General features: G+C 32.9%; 19 protein-coding genes. 9 read left to right on the top strand and 10 right to left on the bottom strand.

Annotation, left to right across the window (positions count from 1 at the left end):
* Positions 1-264 precede the first annotated feature (264 nt).
* On the bottom strand, positions 265-1,206 hold the full coding sequence (locus tag AAHM80_RS03035; RefSeq protein WP_342259457.1) for an IS110 family transposase: 942 nt from the start codon (positions 1,204-1,206) through the stop codon (positions 265-267).
* Positions 1,207-1,487: 281 nt separating this feature from the next.
* On the opposite strand from AAHM80_RS03035, the gene AAHM80_RS03040 reads away from it, so the two are divergent.
* The gene (locus tag AAHM80_RS03040; protein WP_342260240.1) at positions 1,488-2,801 is read left to right on the top strand and encodes a tetratricopeptide repeat protein; all 1,314 of its coding nucleotides are present in this window, start codon (positions 1,488-1,490) and stop codon (positions 2,799-2,801) included.
* Here the strand turns inward: AAHM80_RS03040 and AAHM80_RS03045 are convergent.
* From AAHM80_RS03045 to AAHM80_RS03065, 6 genes are all read right to left on the bottom strand, one after another.
* Positions 2,767-3,327 carry an IS630 family transposase gene (locus AAHM80_RS03045; protein WP_342259390.1) on the bottom strand — a complete coding sequence of 187 codons (561 nt, stop codon included), beginning with the start codon at positions 3,325-3,327 and terminating at the stop codon, positions 2,767-2,769. The two genes, AAHM80_RS03040 and AAHM80_RS03045, sit on opposite strands and share 35 nt — an antisense overlap.
* A complete protein-coding gene (locus AAHM80_RS03050) occupies positions 3,321-3,821 on the bottom strand; it encodes a helix-turn-helix domain-containing protein (RefSeq protein WP_342259385.1) in 501 nt (166 codons plus the stop codon). The genes AAHM80_RS03045 and AAHM80_RS03050 overlap by 7 nt, the downstream gene beginning before the upstream one ends.
* A gap of 508 nt (positions 3,822-4,329) precedes the next feature.
* Positions 4,330-4,668 (bottom strand): hypothetical protein, encoded by a 339-nt coding sequence (locus AAHM80_RS03055; protein ID WP_342260241.1) that lies wholly within the window; start codon positions 4,666-4,668, stop codon positions 4,330-4,332.
* Positions 4,668-5,033, bottom strand: a complete 366-nt coding sequence (locus tag AAHM80_RS08570; RefSeq protein WP_410521512.1) for an MFS transporter — start codon at positions 5,031-5,033, stop codon at positions 4,668-4,670. Before AAHM80_RS08570 ends, AAHM80_RS03055 begins: the two co-directional genes overlap by 1 nt.
* A gap of 838 nt (positions 5,034-5,871) precedes the next feature.
* A complete protein-coding gene (locus AAHM80_RS03060) occupies positions 5,872-7,722 on the bottom strand; it encodes an AAA family ATPase (protein WP_342260242.1) in 1,851 nt (616 codons plus the stop codon).
* Between the two features lie 796 nt (positions 7,723-8,518).
* A complete protein-coding gene (locus tag AAHM80_RS03065) occupies positions 8,519-9,460 on the bottom strand; it encodes an IS110 family transposase (RefSeq protein WP_342259421.1) in 942 nt (313 codons plus the stop codon).
* A gap of 403 nt (positions 9,461-9,863) precedes the next feature.
* On the opposite strand from AAHM80_RS03065, the gene tnpA reads away from it, so the two are divergent.
* The 4 genes from tnpA (at position 9,864) to AAHM80_RS03085 (ending at position 14,528) form a co-directional block, all read left to right on the top strand.
* Positions 9,864-10,295, top strand: a complete 432-nt coding sequence (gene tnpA / locus AAHM80_RS03070) for an IS200/IS605 family transposase (RefSeq protein WP_342259494.1) — start codon at positions 9,864-9,866, stop codon at positions 10,293-10,295.
* Between the two features lie 90 nt (positions 10,296-10,385).
* A complete protein-coding gene (locus tag AAHM80_RS03075) occupies positions 10,386-11,903 on the top strand; it encodes an alkaline phosphatase family protein (RefSeq protein ID WP_342260243.1) in 1,518 nt (505 codons plus the stop codon).
* A 296-nt stretch (positions 11,904-12,199) separates the two neighbouring features.
* Positions 12,200-12,559 (top strand): DUF4158 domain-containing protein, encoded by a 360-nt coding sequence (locus AAHM80_RS03080; protein ID WP_342260244.1) that lies wholly within the window; start codon positions 12,200-12,202, stop codon positions 12,557-12,559.
* Positions 12,560-12,686: 127 nt separating this feature from the next.
* Positions 12,687-14,528: a Tn3 family transposase gene (locus tag AAHM80_RS03085; protein ID WP_342260245.1), complete on the top strand. Its 1,842-nt coding sequence runs from the start codon at positions 12,687-12,689 to the stop codon at positions 14,526-14,528.
* On the opposite strand, the gene AAHM80_RS03090 is transcribed toward AAHM80_RS03085, so the two are convergent.
* The gene (locus AAHM80_RS03090) at positions 14,494-15,054 is read right to left on the bottom strand and encodes an IS630 family transposase (protein WP_342259390.1); all 561 of its coding nucleotides are present in this window, start codon (positions 15,052-15,054) and stop codon (positions 14,494-14,496) included. The genes AAHM80_RS03085 and AAHM80_RS03090 overlap by 35 nt on opposite strands.
* Positions 15,048-15,242 carry a winged helix-turn-helix domain-containing protein gene (locus AAHM80_RS03095; RefSeq protein ID WP_342260409.1) on the bottom strand — a complete coding sequence of 65 codons (195 nt, stop codon included), beginning with the start codon at positions 15,240-15,242 and terminating at the stop codon, positions 15,048-15,050. The genes AAHM80_RS03090 and AAHM80_RS03095 overlap by 7 nt, the downstream gene beginning before the upstream one ends.
* A gap of 46 nt (positions 15,243-15,288) precedes the next feature.
* Between AAHM80_RS03095 and AAHM80_RS03100 the strand changes: the two genes are divergently transcribed.
* Positions 15,289-15,789, top strand: coding sequence for a helix-turn-helix domain-containing protein (locus tag AAHM80_RS03100; RefSeq protein ID WP_342259385.1), 501 nt, complete (start codon positions 15,289-15,291; stop codon positions 15,787-15,789).
* Complete coding sequence (locus AAHM80_RS03105) at positions 15,783-16,343, top strand: IS630 family transposase (RefSeq protein ID WP_342259384.1); 561 nt, start codon at positions 15,783-15,785, stop codon at positions 16,341-16,343. The genes AAHM80_RS03100 and AAHM80_RS03105 overlap by 7 nt, the downstream gene beginning before the upstream one ends.
* Here AAHM80_RS03105 and AAHM80_RS03110 read toward each other — a convergent pair whose 3' ends face one another.
* The gene (locus AAHM80_RS03110; protein WP_342260116.1) at positions 16,344-16,709 is read right to left on the bottom strand and encodes a helix-turn-helix domain-containing protein; all 366 of its coding nucleotides are present in this window, start codon (positions 16,707-16,709) and stop codon (positions 16,344-16,346) included.
* A gap of 139 nt (positions 16,710-16,848) precedes the next feature.
* Here AAHM80_RS03110 and AAHM80_RS03115 point away from each other — a divergent pair, with 139 nt between their 5' ends.
* Positions 16,849-17,781 carry a DEAD/DEAH box helicase gene (locus AAHM80_RS03115; RefSeq protein ID WP_342260246.1) on the top strand — a complete coding sequence of 311 codons (933 nt, stop codon included), beginning with the start codon at positions 16,849-16,851 and terminating at the stop codon, positions 17,779-17,781.
* Between the two features lie 607 nt (positions 17,782-18,388).
* Positions 18,389-20,302: a threonine--tRNA ligase gene (gene thrS / locus AAHM80_RS03120; protein ID WP_342260247.1), complete on the top strand. Its 1,914-nt coding sequence runs from the start codon at positions 18,389-18,391 to the stop codon at positions 20,300-20,302.
* Positions 20,303-20,338: the final 36 nt, after the last annotated feature.

The following is a 20,338-nucleotide window of genomic DNA, read 5'->3' on the forward strand; positions in this document are numbered from 1 at the left end:
TGGTCTCACTAGTCAAACTAGTGGCTTACCTATCATTGAGTTATTTATTGAATAAGTATATAGGCAATTATACCTACTAAGAATAGACTTCTTTCGAAACTCTACTTCTGCTGGTGATTTGGACAATGATGCGGTACTCGAATCCGTAACGGAATTAGAGTACGCTGCGGTTCGAGGTGAAGCGTCTCCTTCAAATCCCTCAGCATAAGCGAGTTTCGAAAGAGCAATTATCTTTTATCTAAATTTTATAAAAATAGATAAATATTATTTAATAACAAAAACACGTTTTTGTTGAATAAGTTTATGGCACACTTCAAGTAACTTACGCATACAAGCAACTATCGCAACTTTCTTAGGTTTAAAATTATTAACAAGCCTATCATATAAAATTTTTAAATATTGGAAACCATTCTTACCAGCTAATACTGCCATGTATAAAGCATCTCTAGGTATTTTCCTGCCTCCTCGAATAAATCTTCGTCCTTGCTTATTACCACTATCACGAGCATATGGAGCTATACCAACAATTGATGACAATTCATTGCTACTATAATTTTTATCCCCTAATTCAGGTACAAAACTAATTAGTTTTGTAGCTAAACATTTACCAATACCAGGTACAGTCTCTAATATTTTTACCTTCTCTTTTAACTCTTCTGACTCATCTATTGTTTTGTTTAACTTTTTATCAAGCTCAGCTATTTCATTCTGTAAAAATTTAATGAGCTTTTCTATACTCTCTTTATCAATACCATCAATGCTATGATGTAGTCTTTTCTTTTCATTGCTAAGCATTAATACTAAATCTTCTCGTCTTTGTTGACATCTCTTCAAAGTCTCTGATTCAACTTGATATATATAATTCGCTGAAAGCTGCATCTTATCCGCATAATATGCTAATTTAAATGCATCCTTCCTATCAGTTTTACACAAATTCACCGATTTACTAAAAGAATTAAAACTATATGTATTGACCTTATGTATTTGTTGGTTATTATTATCCAGCTTTTGACAAATCTCAGCTTCGTATCCTCCAGTAGGTTCACATATTATTAGCTTAATCTCTTGCTCTTTTGCTAATTTAATCATCTCTTCATGACCAGCTGCATCATTGGCAAAACGATGATATTTAGGTTTATCTCTTGTATTATATACACATATATCAAGCCAGTTTTTACTTACGTCTAGACCTATTATTTTATTCATGATATAATCTCCTTCTTCTTATTGTGCAAGGCTGCTCTTTTTAAGACCACCTTCTGCAATTTGTTCAAGGTAAACTACCAAAAAGAGGGTACTTATTCTCTTAGCGACTATTTTAGTCAAGGTCTATTCAAGTCACCCTCTTTAATTACTTATAACACATTCTTAAGATATAAGAACCTAGGCAGACTCATATATCCGAGAATGCTGATTCAGCTAAGAAGGAGGTATTATCATATTTAACTTCTATTAATAATTGGTTGTTAATATTTGATAATCTAAAAGTGAATGAAAATGCAAAAGTGCAAGATTTTGTTGATTGGGAACATAATGGAAATGTGATATTCTGCTCTCAAGATATAGAACTTTTACCTTATGCGATAGAGATGACTTTATTTGATAAGAGGACTATTATAGCTTTAGCTAGTAATTTATTGGATAATAAAGATGACTATACCATGGAATTTTTAATCAAATCTTTTGAAGGGTATCCAATACTTATTGTGCAAGGAGTCCAATTACTTAATAAAATCAAAGGATTAGATAAAGAGGAGTATAAAAAGAAAATTTACCAATCAACTGACAAAATAACAACCAATATTAACATGGTCATTAAGGAACTAAAACCTAGTACAGTCCAGTTACTTAACAAAATAGCCTTACTGAACAATCAAAGTTTCTCAAAACAATTACTTACTGCTATCACTGATAATCCTGATACTCTCAATGATGATATATATCAATTATCCAAATTCATGTTAATTAGCAATATTGACTCTAACGAAGATAACCCTGTTTTTGAGATGCATGATATAATTAGTAATAAAATAATGGAGTTAAATGGTGATAAACGTAATAAAATATATTTAGAAAATATTATTATTAAACTTCCCAAATCAAACAATATACATTTCCAATATTCTTGGATGACGGCAAATACTATAGTCGAGAATTTAACTATTCTTTTAAATAATTCTAGAAAATACCATATAGATTTATATTCAATGCTTGATTTGAGAACTAAATTATCTTCTATATATGTAAATTCTCATAATTTCTATAAAGCAAAACAAATGGTCGATTGGTTTGAGCATAAAGATCAAAAGAAAGAATTTAAGCTACATAAAATGTCTGAATACCAAAAAGAGCGTTATGCTAGGTACTTGCATATCATATCAGTATATAATGCTTTACTGACAAATTATGAAGAAACTATTTCATATAGTACTAGAGCATTAAAAGTTTTAGATCAAATTAATGATGACAACAGTTTTACAAAACTTAGTCTTATTTCAAATATAGCAGGATCTCATGCATCTTTAGGCAATACTGAAATTACTGGACAATATATAAAGCAAATGGATCAACTAGGAGTGAATGAATCGAATATATCGGTTATGTATAATTTAAAAGGCTATTTATCTTTTTTGCACGGCAAATACGATGAAGCTTTAGATTATTATAATAAAATTATTAAACTTGGCATAAAAAATGGCACATCTCCTAATAGTGCATATTTTACTAGTAGTTATTTAAGTAAAGCAGTAATACCAATTGTAATAATTAACACGGTGTATTTATCCAGTCTCTATACATAATTGATTTTACTAAATCTACATTATGAGCAAATTGATTCCAAGCGTAACAAGCCATAGTGACGATATCTTCATATACACCATAACATTGGTTAGACAAGAAATGATTTTTGATCCATTCCCAAACTTGTTCCATTGCATTAAGTTCCGGTGCATAGGGCGGAAGCGGTATCAAAGTGATATTGCTTGGCACAGTTAGTTTTTTGGCTGTGTGCCAACCTGCATTATCCGTTAGTAAAGCTATATGTCGGTTGCCTTGAATACTGCGAGAAAGGTCTTCTAAGAATTTATTCATTGCCTGTGTATTTGCATATGGTAAAATTAATGCAAAAGCTTCTCCTGTATCATGGCAAGCAGCTCCATAAATATATGTTGAAATGAATTGCTGTTGCCGAACTTTACGAGGTCTAGTGCCACGCTTAGCCCATATACGAGTTAAGCTACCTTGTTGCCCAACTCGAGTTTCATCCTGAGACCATATATCAACTTTACATCTATCGATATTTTTTGATAATAATTCTGTTAGCATGTCTGGGAAGTTTTTTTATATGTATTTTGAGTCTCTTGATTTGACTTTGGATGCATTGAACGAGAAGTAATCCAGCTAAAACCAAGGCGGTGCATAGTATTGTAGACTGTTTTTAAAGTACATTTAGCACCATATTCCTCAAGTAACATGATATGTAGCTCCTTTCCAGTTATATACCCACCAGTTTTACTTTCACTGAGCGTATTGATTTTATCAAAAAGAGCAGACTCTTGTATAGTGTTAATCTTCCTAGGGGCACCGCTTCTTTGTGATTCAAATAATCCTTCAAAACCATGATTCCTAAATCTTCTGAGCCATGATTGCACAGTTTTCCAGTGTGACTTCACTATTTCAGATATGGCTTTAAAAGATTTGCCTAATTGAAGGTAATACATCGCCAATAAACGTATACGATTTCGACCATGCGGCTCATGTTTCATCATTTTTATAAAATCATGACCATGAAAACCTTGCGGTAATATTAACCTAGCCATTTGAGTACCTTTATCAGGTAAAAACCCATTTTACACCACTGCGTTAATTATTGCAATTGGTATAATACTAAATTGTCTTGGTAGGTATCAAGAAGCTTATGATCAAATTAGACAATTATATGACATTCAAAAATCTATACAAAAAGGGAGCTATGTGTTTAGCCGTATTTATACACAAATGGCAAAAAGTGAGCTAGGCTTAGGTAAAGTAGATAAAGCAAGGAGTTTGGCATACACCACCCTAATACAGTTGATATGTTTGAATATTGCAAACAATATAACATGGATTTGTGGAGCAAGAACAATTAAGCATTAAGGTTCTTACATCTTAAAAACATGTTATAAGTAGTTATAAGAGGGTAACTTGATAGGTGAAAGAGTCTAGACAAAATTAAGTACCCTCTTATAACATGTTTATTTTTCTTATCTTGAAAATATCGAATCGCTACTCTCAGAATAAAATTATTTTTTGTCATAAATTATTATGTCGTTTTTTCATCAATTCAGGCTAATTAAGTATTTTATATTCTTGTAATAATTTATAACAAGTAATTAACGTAATAATTATAGTAATGCCCATGACAATTGCTAATGGTAGAAAAGTGCCATGATAAAAATAACTAATCAATTGTACACATATTGCAGTAACAATAAATCTTCCTGACATTGCTACAGCAGTAATCCTACCCTTAGCATTTGGTATAGTTTCTAACATTAAAGACCATAAAATATTACAAGGGAATATTATTCCAATAGCAATTAATTGGATCACTATAGTTATTATTAATGGATCATTAATCTTGTACGTCACTAAAATTATAGCAGAAATAATAAATGCACTAAGCATTAAAACACCAAAAAATAAACATTTTTTTGTCCAAATCTTTTCAAAAAATAACTACTAGAAAAATTGCCAATGCAACATACTGCCGCCATAACTCCTTGATAAAAACCAAATTGTTGAATAGGTACTCCTAGGTCTCGCATATAGTATATAGGAGAAATAGCAATAAAAACCCAATAACTCTGCAAAATAAAAATTGCGATTATTAAATAATAGATAGTCTTCTTTGATTTAAAAATTACATTATATTCTCTTAGTGATATTTTAACATTATAGTTTACTTGACTTTTAGGAATGAATAATATTCCCAGTACCAAACAAATTAATCCCAGTAGCAACAAATATAGAAAAATTACCTCTCCAACCAAGCAAAAAGCTTACATGGAACAAATAAATCTATCTCAGCTCCCACTAAAATTTCCATAATTAAAATAGTAATAAATGCATAAAAATAATCTTTGTAAAATTCAGAAACAACTTGTTAATTAGGAGTACCAATTTTCACGTTTGAGTTATTATTACAAAAAGCTTACTTTTAATAAAGTAATTAATAATATTTTCAACTTACTACCAGTTCAATAAAATTATAGATACTTTTTCTTAAATTTATACAGTTCGTTTATTTTACAATCAATTAATATTTTCTACCTATAACTATTTTTTAGATAAACCATTTTCTTTTTTTTACCTCTCTTTTCTTCCCCCCCCTACCCTACCTAAACAACCCACTTAAGGAGCATTCTGCTGCCTATATAAAGCTTGCCAATAAAATAAACTATGTAGTTACAAGTTAGGTTTTAGCATTTGCTTTTAGAATCCCTCTACCCGCACTTGGGCAAACTAGGTAAACCTAGTTTGCCTGCACTCAAAGATTCAGTTTTTTTATTGGTGATTACTATTACCCAAAAACTTACAGCTTATAGCGGTAATAGCAATGGCAATATAGCTAATCCTATATAAAAGGCTTATGGGAAAAAGTCTTTAAAGAGCTGATCTATATTACACTGGTATTTTCTACGAATAGATTTTTTTGTAGGTCAAATTTCAGGAAATTTGTCTGAGAAGTTACATATGAATTACATATGAAATTTTTAGTAAAGTAAGAAAATCCTGAAACCCTGATAGAGATTGGCGGAGCGTAGTGGACAATTTCAGAACCACGATAGACGTAAAATTATTAGTTATTCAAACGCTTACAGTCTATTACTAAAGCTCTGTAACTTGGTATTGTAACTCCATATTCTTACCGCAAAAAGCTATAGAAATTTTGAGTATTTGCTTAACATATTGATACTGCCTTATTTTTACATCATATTGTTTATCTATAATCTGGTTCAATCCTATTTTAGCTACTGAGACTAAATCTTCTGTATTTTTAGCTATCTTATACTCAATAATAATTGCTTTATCTCCTTTACCAGCTTTTGGGATCATGATCACATCAGCTCTGCCACTTCCTGACTCCTGTTCACTTGCTATTATGTAACTAGGTGCTAACATATTAATTAAACCAAGCATAAAGCCGCTATAAAATAATTCTGCCTTTTTCTCTCCTGTTTGATGAAAACTAGTAGAATTTAGTAACAATTCTTGTAAACGCTCTTTAAATTCCTCTACTTTACCTGTTGGCAATAAACTAATAAACGAATAATATCTAGAGCTATCAATTTTTAACTGGCTAGCAACCCATTGGAGCATCCGTGCCTTATATATGTGCCTTACTTCCCGATTTGGTGCTGACAATTCATATATATTTTCTTCTGAATTTTGAACTGTAGGGTTTAAATATCCACTAAATAATAACAAACTAAATAGTCCTATTGGCTTATTGATGTCAGCAAAACTAATTTGTTTAGTAATAGGTGAGATAATACTTTTTCCAGCAGCTAAGTTCTGTAAATCTTCCTGCATCTCATCTGACAATAATGCCTTATCAACTAGCCCCGTTCCTCCACTATCTAGCCAATAATGATCAAGCTTACCTTTGTGTGCTAAACATTGCATTAGTGACCACGGATTGTAAATTACCTCTCCACCAAATGTATAACCATTATACCAATCCTTAATTTGTTCAGTATTAGTGTCGAGCGGTACTTTTGTAAGCAAATCATCTACCTCTGCTTGAGTGAAACCATAGAACTTAGAAAAATCATCATCAAGTAATGTATATTCAGTAACATTATTCAAATCTGAAAACAAATTAGCCTTAGCTATCCGTAATATTCCAGTAATTACGCCTTTTTCCACATAAGGGTTACTCTTTAAACTACTACCAAATATCCCGCGAAATATCTTTAGTACATCCTCAAACTCTTTTGGTTTATCCCCAAATTCAATGTATGAACTATTAATAGGCGTATCATATTCGTCAATCAATATATAGGCTTTTTGATTAAAGTGCTTAAACAGTAGTTTACTTAAGAAAGATAAACTAATTTTTAACTGTGCTAATTCTAGCTTATCTGTACCTGTTAAATAATATTGAAAATTCTTTTTTTCTTCTACACTAAGTTTATCACTACTTTCTAGATATTTATGATGGTCATAAGCATTTGTAATATTTATCCTTATCCCACTCTCAATTTCTTGGTAACTACTACCTTTAACATCCTTAAAATTTATGTATATTACTGGAAATTGGCCTTGGTAGTCAGAGATAATGTCTGAATACTGTGTTATCTGAAGTGGTTTAAGTAGTCTTTTTTTACCACTAGCTAGTCCTAAATCAATTTCACCACCGATAAATAATTTGTGATTTACTCTATCCTCTTCAGGTAAAGGCTTGCCTTTTTCATCTACTTCAATTTCAAAGAACTTGCGGAGCATGTCCATGTTAAGGCTTTTACCCCATCGTCTTGGTCTAGTGATTAATATAACATCTCCACTATCTTCTAGGAATTCTTTGATCATTAGACTTTTGTCAACAAAGACGTCACTATTTAATAATAATGTTTTAAAGTCATCAGTACCTACTCTCAGTCTAGGCGGCTTATTACTCTCCTTAACAGTGTCAGTCCCCTTGAGATGTGTATTAGTGTCTGAAAGTTCAACTATCATAGTATTCAATTATATTTATGTTTTTGGTATTAAAATTTTCAGTTAAATTTTAATAAATTATTTTATCGATTAAGTTTTAATAAAATGTGGTAATATGCTATTTCGATAAAAATATGATATAGTATAGATAAGTTTGATTCAATATAGAATTACATCTCGTGACAACATCGCCTAATTATCATAATTGTGTTCATTTAAAAAAATATTGGATAACTAATTAAGGTCTTTTTTTAAACTAGGGTTTTAACAGATATTAATTAAAAATCCCAACGGACTTGGTAAAACGTATACGTGCAGCAAACTGCTTTGCAATCTTTTAGCAGTATAAATCACATTTTAAGTCGTTAAGTAAATTGTTGGTAAATTCTTCAGTTACCAGCTCATAATTGTAAAAATCATGTTCCTTTGCTCTGGTGATAAAATTCTGACTCTGAGGAGCAGTATTAGCCATAATATTCCCAATTTTCTCTAAAGCCGTAGCCTTAAAATTTTCATCATGACTGAGGCTGAATGCATGGTGATAACATGTTTTGGCTTGCTCAAATAAACCTACAGACTCAAAATACTCAGCTTGCTTTAGTTTTAGATCAGGATTTCTTTTCTCTTGTTTTAACCATGATTTAAAGCACTCTTCTATACTAAATTCGTCATTAACTACTTTATAACAGTCAATTGCCTTAGCATATTCCCCCTTGTTAAAAAATAGCTGTCCCAGTTTTTCATATATGTCTGGTAAATGGCTATTGGCTTCGATAGCAATTATCTTTTATCTAAATTTTATAAAAATAGATAAATATTATTTAATAACAAAAACACGTTTTTGTTGAATAAGTTTATGGCACACTTCAAGTAACTTACGCATACAAGCAACTATCGCAACTTTCTTAGGTTTAAAATTATTAACAAGCCTATCATATAAAATTTTTAAATATTGGAAACCATTCTTACCAGCTAATACTGCAATGTATAAAGCATCTCTAGGTATTTTCCTGCCTCCTCGAATAAATCTTCGTCCTTGCTTATTACCACTATCACGAGCATATGGAGCTATACCAACAATTGATGACAATTCATTGCTACTATAATTTTTATCCCCTAATTCAGGTACAAAACTAATTAGTTTTGTAGCTAAACATTTACCAATACCAGGTACAGTCTCTAATATTTTTACCTTCTCTTTTAACTCTTCTGACTCATCTATTGTTTTGTTTAACTTTTTATCAAGCTCAGCTATTTCATTCTGTAAAAATTTAATGAGCTTTTCTATACTCTCTTTATCAATACCATCAATGCTATGATGTAGTCTTTTCTTTTCATTGCTAAGCATTAATACTAAATCTTCTCGTCTTTGTTGACATCTCTTCAAAGTCTCTGATTCAACTTGATATATATAATTCGCTGAAAGCTGCATCTTATCCGCATAATATGCTAATTTAAATGCATCCTTCCTATCAGTTTTACACAAATTCACCGATTTACTAAAAGAATTAAAACTATATGTATTGACCTTATGTATTTGTTGGTTATTATTATCCAGCTTTTGACAAATCTCAGCTTCGTATCCTCCAGTAGGTTCACATATTATTAGCTTAATCTCTTGCTCTTTTGCTAATTTAATCATCTCTTCATGACCAGCTGCATCATTGGCAAAACGATGATATTTAGGTTTATCTCTTGTATTATATACACATATATCAAGCCAGTTTTTACTTACGTCTAGACCTATTATTTTATTCATGATATAATCTCCTTCTTCTTATTGTGCAAGGCTGCTCTTTTTAAGACCACCTTCTGCAATTTGTTCAAGGTAAACTACCAAAAAGAGGGTACTTATTCTCTTAGCGACTATTTTAGTCAAGGTCTATTCAAGTCACCCTCTTTAATTACTTATAACACATTCTTAAGATATAAGAACCTAGTACTATTTAGCTGCTTAGCTAACTTAACAAATTGTTCGTTAAGATCAAGGTTGCAATCAAAAAACCAAATAAGGTCGTAATTATTTTTATTTTCATAACTCAATGATAGGTAAGCCACTAGTTTGACTAGTGAGACCATCAAGGCTTGGCCTTTAGATTTAGTATAAAATAAAAAGTTATCATATATAACTTCTTTGGCTTGACGGTCAAAGGAGAAAATATATGACAACATACGAAAGTTTAAATCATTCTAAATGGGATTGCAAATATCATATTGTGTTTATTTCAAAGTGTCGTAAAAAAGAATTGTACGGGAAGGTTAGAAAATATCTTGGGAACGTATTCCATGAGTTAGCTTTTCAACGTGGGAGAAAGATCATAGAGGGGCATATGGTACAAGATCATGTGCATATGCTCATCAAGATTCCTCCTAAATATTCTGTAGCTGAAGTAATAGGCTATATCAAGGGGAAAAGTGCTATAGCCGTTGCTAGGCAGTTTGGTGGACGAAAACGTAATTTTAATGGAGAAAAGTTGTGGGCTAGAGGTTATGCGGTCTCAACTGTAGGATTTGAAGAGAATCAGATCAAACACTACATTAAGAATCAAGAGCAACTTGATAGTTTAGGCTCTGACGAATCAGGAGAATTTTAATTAACAATGGCAGCCCTTTGGGCTGCTCATAACCGTCAAGCCCCTCGCTTTGCGAGGGCGTTCTGACTATAATTTTTGTCAACAGTTATTATGAGCAATAATTTTTTAAATGAAATAAAACACATTATCATTTTAATGATGGAAAATCGTTCTTTTGATCATATGTTAGGTTTTCTCTATACTGATCAAGGAAATAAATCTCCTAGTGGTCAAGCATTTGAAGGATTAACTGGTAATGAGTTTAACTATGATACAAAAGGTAATAAGGTAAATGTATTTAAAATTACACCTGATCGTCATCAATGGTATACTATGCCTGGGGCTGATCCAGGAGAAGGATACTTTCATACCAATATGCAATTGTTTAACACAGAATTTCCTCCTCATCCTACTGCTGATAGTCCTGTTATTGCTAACAATGGTGGGTTTGTTAAAGATTTTGCTGTTGCGATGTTAGAATATTCATTGGATGGTTATCCATCTATACCTGGAACAGTTGAAGGAAATATTATGGGCATGTTTGCTCCTGAAGCACTACCAGTAATGTCTAGTCTTGCAAGACAATATGTAGTTTTTGATCGTTGGTTTTCTTCTGTTCCATCTCAGACCTTCCCTAATAGAAATTTTGCTTGTGCAGCTACTAGTAACGGTTGTCTAGAGAATACACATGCCCTATTGCACGCTCCTAGTATTTTTGGATTATTGTCAAAGCACAACATTAGTTGGAGTATATATGGGTATGATTCTAATTACCCGTTTGCTAGAGTAATGTATCCTGATACCATAAATGCATCACCAAACCATTTTGGAGTTTTTGAAGATTTTCAGCAAGCTGTGAATAATGGAACCTTAGCATCTTACGTGTGGTTAGAACCAGACTTAGGATTTGGAACAGCGTCTAATAGTCAACATCCTGGTACTTTGGATGTCTCTCGAGGAGAAAAATTAATGTATGATGTTTATTATACGCTACGTAATAGCCCAATTTGGAATGATACTTTATTAATCATCACATATGATGAACATGGCGGGTGTTATGATCATGTATCTCCACCAGATAATGCTACTCCTCCAGATCAATATGTAGGAGATAAAGCAGAGTATAGCTTTGGTTTTAATAGATTCGGGGTACGAGTACCAACTATTGCCATTTCTCCTAGAATTCAACCTGGTACAGTATGTCGAGCTAAAGGAAATATACCATTTGATCATACTAGCATTTTAAAAACTATTCAAAAAAGATGGAACTTACCGTCGTTAACAAAGCATGATGCTGATGCAGAAGATATTGGTGATATACTGTCTTTAGAGATTCCACGTACAGATGATGCTTTATCTAATGTTAATGTACCAATTATTGAGCAGGACAAATCTTGTAATTTGCCATATGATTTACAAAGTGCATTAGCTAAATCTTTACATTCTGAATTAACATCTAATCAAGGCTTGAATCTTGGTGATTATTCTAAATTAGGATTAAAAACTAAAACTGATTATAAGGCCCACCGTAACAGAACGTGCGAAAAGCGAAAAGTATACCTTATATCCATAATACCGATAGGCTTTTCAGAAGAGGGTATTTTTTTGTATAGCCCTTCTCTAATTTAAAGCCTTATTTCTCTGTAACCCTAATAATCTTCAACGTTACATAAATTGATATTCTTATTTTATTTAGCAAAAAGCTAGCTCTAAATTTAATATTTTTCACAGCAAAAAGTAACGTTTTTATTTTGGTGATTGACACACTATGCATTTTAGCCTAGTTTGTCAATTGATTGCTAAGTATTATCTAGGTTTTATTTGATAAAAAGTAGCCACTCTAGTATTTCTGAGAACTTTTTTACTAAGATTTATGCCGGTATGCTTAACACAAACTGATGTTAGGGGCTTTTAAAACTTGATCTATGAAACAATATTGGACTAAAATTGAATTAATAGATAGTTGGTCATTATCCTCAGGAGAAATTCGTTGTTTAGAAAAGAAGGATAACAAATTAGTATATGCCCTTAAAATGAGATATTTTGATTTGCAAGGTTACTTGCCGGATAGAATTGCAGATATACCTTTCGTTGCAATAGATTATGTTGCTTCACAACTATCTATAAAGTCTAATAAAGCTAAGGATTATGATTGGCAATCAAGAATAGCCCAAATCCATAATACTGAGATTAGAGAATATTATGGCTTTAAAAAGCTTGATCAAGCTGATTTGTTATCAATAAACCAATCTATTAACTCAAGGCTTACAGGTAAGCCAAATTAATGACGAGGTATACAAATTCCTAAAAAAATCTAAAATTGAGCCTTCTGCTGCTAATGAGATAAGTAGGTATATCAGTAGTATTTATACCCAGTATGAGAGGCAATTTTTTACTGAATGCAAACAACATTTGCCATTAAATAGTCAGCAAGAACTAAATAAGATTTTAGGAATGTATGATAATGATCAAACTATATTAAACTTTATTAGAATGCCAGTGGGTAAGGTATCAACTACAACTATTACCGCAGAACAAGAAAAGTTAAGCTATCTTGAAAAAACAGGAGTACTTTATAAATATTTCTTCAATAATTTCCTTGGGATATTATTGAAGAAATATCACGACAGAGTGTCTACCTTTACCCCTTCCCGATTAGTTGAGATTCAGGATAGTGATTCAAATAAATTTTATGGTTTACTAGCCTGCTTTTGTAAATATAAAGGGGGCAAAATTATTGATAATTTTATTGAGATATTAATCAAGAAATTAAAGAAGTTAGAGCAATTCGGTAAAGTTAAAATTAAAGAAGAGCTCTGGGAACACTATACAAGAGAGAATAAAGACGACTTACTGGATAATTTAGTGGATATTTCCTTAGCCTATCCAGATGGTATTATTAAGGAAAAGATTTATCCTGAAGTTGGTGGAAGAGAGAAATTAGAACAAAGTAAATTATCGCGTCAGTCATTTAAACAAGCTCGCAGAGAATCAGAATATAAACATTTACGCTCCCTTTATGTACATGGCTATCGCAAAGAGATATTTTTAATACTAGGCAACTTAAGATTAAGAGCAAATAGTAGTAATTTAATTCTAGAAGCTATTAACTTTATCATAAAACACCAAAATGATGATGCTTATAAGGCTGAGTATTATCCAACGGATTGCGGGGTTATTACTCAAGGGCTTATTTCATCATTAGATTTAAAGGTTATACAACACTCTAAAGGAAAAATTAATAGGCTGTATTATGAGATTGCGATATTAGGTTTACTAAAAAAAGAACTAAGGTGTAAAAATATTTGGACTGAGAGTGCGTTTAAGTATTGTGATCCTGAGAAAGACTTGCCAGTCTATTCTCAAAAAGTTAAAAGCTTACACTGTAAGATGTTAAATATTTCTGATAATCCACATAAGGAAGTATTAGCCCTTAAGCATAATATGCTAAAATCTTTAAAAGAGTTTAACTCCAGTATTGTTCATGATTCAGAAGTTAGAATAGGTATAAAGGCTAAAAAACCACATATTTATCTAACTCCATATGTTGCACAGCCTACTCCTATTAACATAGAATTATTAAAAGATGAGATAGCCTGTCTATGGCCTAATACTAGCTTACTTGACATCTTAAAAGAGGCAGACTTAAGAGTTGGTTTAACCTCAGAGCTTATAGAGATTCAGGGTAAGAGAATATTAGATGATAAGTTATTACAACAAAGACTATTACTTTCTTTATTTGCTATAGCAACCAATACTGAATTTAACAAGGTTTGTTCTGGTATTCCAAATATCTCAGAGTCTGATTTACGATATGTTAGAAAGCGTTTTGTTACCCCAGAATCTCTCAAGTATATTATAAGAAAGTTAGTTAACGCTACTATTACCATTAGAGACAAAAAAATATGGGGGGAGCTAATTAATAGCTTTGCTTCTGATTCTACTAAGTTTGCTGCTTGGAGTGAGAATTTAAAGACTGAATACCATATACGCTATCAAGGTTATGGTATTATGGCTTATTGGCATGTCGATAAGAAAGCATTGTGTATTTCATCACAAATAATTAGATGTGGTGCTTCAGAGATTGCCGCAATGCTTGCTGGAATTATTCATCACGCCACCAATGCAAAAGTAGAAAATCATTCAACTGATACCCATGGTCAAAGTTTGGTAGCATTTGCTTATCTACTAGGCATTGACCTTAGACCAATTGCAATAATTAACACGGTGTATTTATCCAGTCTCTATACATAATTGATTTTACTAAATCTACATTATGAGCAAATTGATTCCAAGCGTAACAAGCCATAGTGACGATATCTTCATATACACCATAACATTGGTTAGACAAGAAATGATTTTTGATCCATTCCCAAACTTGTTCCATTGCATTAAGTTCCGGTGCATAGGGCGGAAGCGGTATCAAAGTGATATTGCTTGGCACAGTTAGTTTTTTGGCTGTGTGCCAACCTGCATTATCCGTTAGTAAAGCTATATGTCGGTTGCCTTGAATACTGCGAGAAAGGTCTTCTAAGAATTTATTCATTGCCTGTGTATTTGCATATGGTAAAATTAATGCAAAAGCTTCTCCTGTATCATGGCAAGCAGCTCCATAAATATATGTTGAAATGAATTGCTGTTGCCGAACTTTACGGGGTCTAGTGCCACGCTTAGCCCATATACGAGTTAAGCTACCTTGTTGCCCAACTCGAGTTTCATCCTGAGACCATATATCAACTTTACATCTATCGATATTTTTTGATAATAATTCTGTTAGCATGTCTGGGAAGTTTTTTTATATGTATTTTGAGTCTCTTGATTTGACTTTGGATGCATTGAACGAGAAGTAATCCAGCTAAAACCAAGGCGGTGCATAGTATTGTAGACTGTTTTTAAAGTACATTTAGCACCATATTCCTCAAGTAACATGATATGTAGCTCCTTTCCAGTTATACCAATTGCAATAATTAACGCAGTGGTGTAAAATGGGTTTTTAACTGATAAAGGTACTCAAATGGCTAGGTTAATATTACCGCAAGGTTTTCATGGTCATGATTTTATAAAAATGATGAAACATGAGCCGCATGGTCGAAATCGTATACGTTTATTGGCGATGTATTACCTTCAATTAGGCAAATCTTTTAAAGCCATATCTGAAATAGTGAAGTCACACTGGAAAACTGTGCAATCATGGCTCAGAAGATTTAGGAATCATGGTTTTGAAGGATTATTTGAATCACAAAGAAGCGGTGCCCCTAGGAAGATTAACACTATACAAGAGTCTGCTCTTTTTGATAAAATCAATACGCTCAGTGAAAGTAAAACTGGTGGGTATATAACTGGAAAGGAGCTACATATCATGTTACTTGAGGAATATGGTGCTAAATGTACTTTAAAAACAGTCTACAATACTATGCACCGCCTTGGTTTTAGCTGGATTACTTCTCGTTCAATGCATCCAAAGTCAAATCAAGAGACTCAAAATACATATAAAAAAACTTCCCAGACATGCTAACAGAATTATTACCAAAAAATATCGATAGATGTAAAGTTGATATATGGTCTCAGGATGAAACTCGAGTTGGGCAACAAGGTAGCTTAACTCGTATATGGGCTAAGCGTGGCACTAGACCCCGTAAAGTTCGGCAACAGCAATTCATTTCAACATATATTTATGGAGCTGCTTGCCATGATACAGGAGAAGCTTTTGCATTAATTTTACCATATGCAAATACACAGGCAATGAATAAATTCTTAGAAGACCTTTCTCGCAGTATTCAAGGCAACCGACATATAGCTTTACTAACGGATAATGCAGGTTGGCACACAGCCAAAAAACTAACTGTGCCAAGCAATATCACTTTGATACCGCTTCCGCCCTATGCACCGGAACTTAATGCAATGGAACAAGTTTGGGAATGGATCAAAAATCATTTCTTGTCTAACCAATGTTATGGTGTATATGAAGATATCGTCACTATGGCTTGTTACGCTTGGAATCAATTTGCTCATAATGTAGATTTAGTAAAATCAATTATGTATAGAGACTGGATAAATACACCGTGTTAATTATTGCAATTGGTATAACATGATATGTAGCTCCTTTCCAGTTATATACCCACCAGTTTTACTTTCACTGAGCGTATTGATTTTATCAAAAAGAGCAGACTCTTGTATAGTGTTAATCTTCCTAGGGGCACCGCTTCTTTGTGATTCAAATAATCCTTCAAAACCATGATTCCTAAATCTTCTGAGCCATGATTGCACAGTTTTCCAGTGTGACTTCACTATTTCAGATATGGCTTTAAAAGATTTGCCTAATTGAAGGTAATACATCGCCAATAAACGTATACGATTTCGACCATGCGGCTCATGTTTCATCATTTTTATAAAATCATGACCATGAAAACCTTGCGGTAATATTAACCTAGCCATTTGAGTACCTTTATCAGGTAAAAACCCATTTTACACCACTGCGTTAATTATTGCAATTGGTATTATTTCTGCTATAAAGCTGCATAAAGCTTTTATAGATGCAGCAGCAAAACCTTTACGTCACAATCTTGGAGTTCTGATGAGAAATTTTGGTGGCTCTTCTAGTGAAATAGATAAAAAAACCGTGGAACTTTTGCCAGATTTATGGTCATCTTTTTTCCTTGTAGTACCTAGTGTATCAACAACTTTTGCATCTGTAGGAAGAATGTTAAAGGATCTCCCTACAAATTCTCTTGGATGGCTTCTTATTGACGAAGCTGGGCAGGCTTTACCGCAAGCCGCTGTAGGAGCTATAATGAGAACAAAACGTGCTATAGTTACAGGTGATCCTTTACAGATAGAACCAGTGGTTATGTTGCCTAACAATTTAACAAAAAGTATCTGTGAACAATTTTTGATAGACCCAAATCGTTTTAATGCACCAAAAGCATCAGTTCAAACCCTATCAGATACTGTAACTTCATATTTTTCGGAATTTAATACCAAAGACGGAAGTCGTTTAGTCGGTGTACCTTTATTGGTTCATAGGCGTTGTGCAGATCCTATGTTTAGTATTTCCAATGCAATTGCCTACGGAAATTCAATGGTACAAGCAAAGAGTCCCAACAATTCTCCAATACGTAACTGTCTTGGTCCTTCTATGTGGTTTGATGTTCAAGGTCAAGCACTAGATACATGGTGTCTAGAAGAAGGAAAAAAGGTAGTTGAACTATTATATAAATTAAAGAGTGCCTCAATATTCCCAAACCTATATATTATAAGCCCTTTTAAACTTGTTGCAGGTAATTTACGCAAAATTATAAAAGATCATCATGTTTTAGATTCTTGGATAACTACGGATACGAATCTTTGGCTTAATGAACGAATTGGAACAATACACACTGTACAAGGACGAGAAGCTGAAGCAGTAATTCTAGTATTAGGGGCTCAAGCACCAAACCAAAATAAAACTCGGATATGGGCAGGTAAATCTCCTAATATCTTAAATGTAGCAGTTACACGTGCTAAATAAGTTATCTATGTTATAGGAAATAAGAGCTTATGGAAAGAAACAGGAGTATTCAGAGAACTAGACTGCAGAATAGATTGATGTGTTCAGCCCATCAGCTTCAACTTGTTGCTGATTGATAGTTGTTTTTAACGTTTGACTTTAGATTTTTAGATTTAAATGCTGTATAACTTTGTGCTAAATCCGTTTGAAACGGCTCTATATTAATTTATAATAACCTCAAGTATCTATGTAATAAATTAATAGTAGGCTCAAGTAATCACCACCATTAGGGGTGATATCACCCCTGCTTTCGCAGGAAGAGTATCGCGGATTCAAATTTCACCACTCTTATCAGATACTTATCAGGGATTTAGAACATTCTGTGACTCTGCACAAAAACTTTTCTGTTACTTTTCTGTTGGTTTTCTATTGCTCTTACACCAAAGTTGCCGAAATACGACCACAAAAAAACTATCAATTCTTTAAACAAAAAAATAGGCAAATAGGCAAGACGAAATCGATCATTAATATAGAAACCTTCACAACCTAAAAATTAAGTTGAATATAAACTATTAACAAGCTAATATGCAAGGTACTAAAAATTAGATACAATATTAGATAAAATAAAATGATTACTATTACTTTTCCAGATAGAACGCAAAAACAATTTGAAAAAAATATTACGGGATTGGAGATAGCTAGTCAAATTTCTACTTCTCTAGCAAAGAATGCTTTGGTTGTTGAAGTAAATAACGAGCTAAAGGACTTAAGTTTACCTATAGAATCTGATTGTAATTTAAGAATTCTTACCAGCAAAGATTCAGAGTGTTTGGAAATATTACGCCATGATGCTGCTCATATAACGGCAGAAGCAGTTAAAGAATTATTTCCAAATGTCCAAGTGACCATAGGTCCTGCTATCGAAAATGGCTTTTTTTATGATTTCGCTAAAGATAAACCGTTTGCCCCGGAAGATTTAGTGATGATAGAAGCAAAAATGCATGAAATCATTAAAAAAAATAAGAAAATCACTAGAGAAGTATGGAATCGCGATCAAGCCATAGAATTCTTTAAGTCAATAGGTGAGCATTATAAAGCCGAGATAATTTCAGAGATTCCAGCAAGTGAGGATATTACCTTATACCGTCAAGGTAGCTTTGTTGATCTCTGCCGTGGTCCACATAGCCCGTCAACTGGCTTCATCAAACATTTTAAATTAATGAAAGTGGCTGGAGCGTATTGGCGTGGTGATAGTAAAAATCCTATGTTACAAAGAATCTATGGGACAGCTTGGGCAACAAAAGAGCAGTTAGACAGTTATCTTTACATGCTTGAAGAGGCAGAAAAGCGTGATCATAGAAAATTAGGTCGAGAGCTGGGATTATTTCACTTTCAGGAAGAAGCTCAAGGTATGGTATTTTGGCATGATAAGGGCTGGAGTATATATCGCATTATCGAGCAATATATCAGAAATAAAATCAGAAAAACTGGATATATCGAGGTGAAAACTCCTGTGCTTGTTGATAAAAGCCTGTGGGAAGCTTCTGGTCACTGGGAAAAATTTAGGGAGGACATGTTTGCTCTAAATCTTGCTGATGATAAAACATTAGCCATGAAACCAATGAATTGCCCATGTCATGTGCAGATTTTTAAGCAGGGTATCAAAAGTTATCGAGACTTACCATTACGTATGTCTGAATTTGGTTTATGTCATAGAAATGAAGCATCTGGTGCATTGCATGGTCTGATGAGAGTAAAGGCTTTTCGACAAGATGATGCACATATTTTTTGTACTGAGGAACAAATTAACAGTGAGACAGTAAAGTTTTTTAGCCTCTTAACCGAGGTTTATAAGGATTTTGGTTTTTCTGATATTAAAATTAAATTCTCAGATCGTCCTAAAATACGAGCTGGCAGCGATGAAGTTTGGGATAAAGCAGAAAATGCTCTAAAAAATGCCGTAAAAGAAGCCGGTTATTCTTATATATTAAATCCCGGTGATGGTGCGTTTTATGGACCAAAACTAGACTTTTGTCTTAAAGATTCAATAGGTAGAGAATGGCAGTGCGGCACTCTGCAAGTTGATTTTGTTTTACCGGAACGTCTTGACGCTCATTATATTACTGTAAGCGGTGAGAAAAAGAGACCAGTAATGTTGCATAGAGTTGTAATTGGTTCTTTTGAACGGTTTATAGGCATATTAATTGAAGAATATGCTGGACGCTTTCCTTTATGGTTAGCCCCTGTACAAGTAGCTATTGCCACCATTACAAGTGACTTAAATGACTATGCATTGGAAGTACACAAATTGTTGATTAGTGAAGGAATACGGTCAGATGTCGATATTTCGCCTGAAAAGATTAATTATAAAATACGCTATTTTTCTAATAATAAAGTACCTATAATAGCCGTTGTTGGTAAACAAGAAATGCTAAATAATACTGTGACTATAAGACAACTAGGATCAGATCAGCAGGAAATTATTTCTCTACAAAATCTAGTAAAGCTTGTAAAAGATCAGAATATTCGCTATTTAACATAAATACGCGAATTTGGGATAAGAATTTGTCAATTCTTA

The organism is Candidatus Tisiphia endosymbiont of Metellina segmentata, from assembly GCF_964030715.1.
GTDB lineage: Bacteria > Pseudomonadota > Alphaproteobacteria > Rickettsiales > Rickettsiaceae > Tisiphia.

Excerpts from the sequence above, each read along its gene's own strand:
- AAHM80_RS03100 (WP_342259385.1), top strand. The coding sequence starts at position 15,289 with ATGGCTAGGTTAATATTACCGCAAGGTTTTCATGGTCATGATTTTATA.
- AAHM80_RS03060 (WP_342260242.1), bottom strand. The coding sequence starts at position 7,722 with ATGATAGTTGAACTTTCAGACACTAATACACATCTCAAGGGGACTGAC.
- AAHM80_RS03050 (WP_342259385.1), bottom strand. The coding sequence starts at position 3,821 with ATGGCTAGGTTAATATTACCGCAAGGTTTTCATGGTCATGATTTTATA.
- AAHM80_RS03115 (WP_342260246.1), top strand. The coding sequence starts at position 16,849 with ATGAGAAATTTTGGTGGCTCTTCTAGTGAAATAGATAAAAAAACCGTG.
- AAHM80_RS03035 (WP_342259457.1), bottom strand. The coding sequence starts at position 1,206 with ATGAATAAAATAATAGGTCTAGACGTAAGTAAAAACTGGCTTGATATA.
- AAHM80_RS03080 (WP_342260244.1), top strand. The coding sequence starts at position 12,200 with ATGAAACAATATTGGACTAAAATTGAATTAATAGATAGTTGGTCATTA.
- thrS (WP_342260247.1), top strand. The coding sequence starts at position 18,389 with ATGATTACTATTACTTTTCCAGATAGAACGCAAAAACAATTTGAAAAA.
- AAHM80_RS03055 (WP_342260241.1), bottom strand. The coding sequence starts at position 4,668 with ATGCTTAGTGCATTTATTATTTCTGCTATAATTTTAGTGACGTACAAG.
- AAHM80_RS03075 (WP_342260243.1), top strand. The coding sequence starts at position 10,386 with ATGAGCAATAATTTTTTAAATGAAATAAAACACATTATCATTTTAATG.
- AAHM80_RS03105 (WP_342259384.1), top strand. The coding sequence starts at position 15,783 with ATGCTAACAGAATTATTACCAAAAAATATCGATAGATGTAAAGTTGAT.
- tnpA (WP_342259494.1), top strand. The coding sequence starts at position 9,864 with ATGACAACATACGAAAGTTTAAATCATTCTAAATGGGATTGCAAATAT.
- AAHM80_RS03090 (WP_342259390.1), bottom strand. The coding sequence starts at position 15,054 with ATGCTAACAGAATTATTATCAAAAAATATCGATAGATGTAAAGTTGAT.
- AAHM80_RS03045 (WP_342259390.1), bottom strand. The coding sequence starts at position 3,327 with ATGCTAACAGAATTATTATCAAAAAATATCGATAGATGTAAAGTTGAT.
- AAHM80_RS03110 (WP_342260116.1), bottom strand. The coding sequence starts at position 16,709 with ATGGCTAGGTTAATATTACCGCAAGGTTTTCATGGTCATGATTTTATA.
- AAHM80_RS03065 (WP_342259421.1), bottom strand. The coding sequence starts at position 9,460 with ATGAATAAAATAATAGGTCTAGACGTAAGTAAAAACTGGCTTGATATA.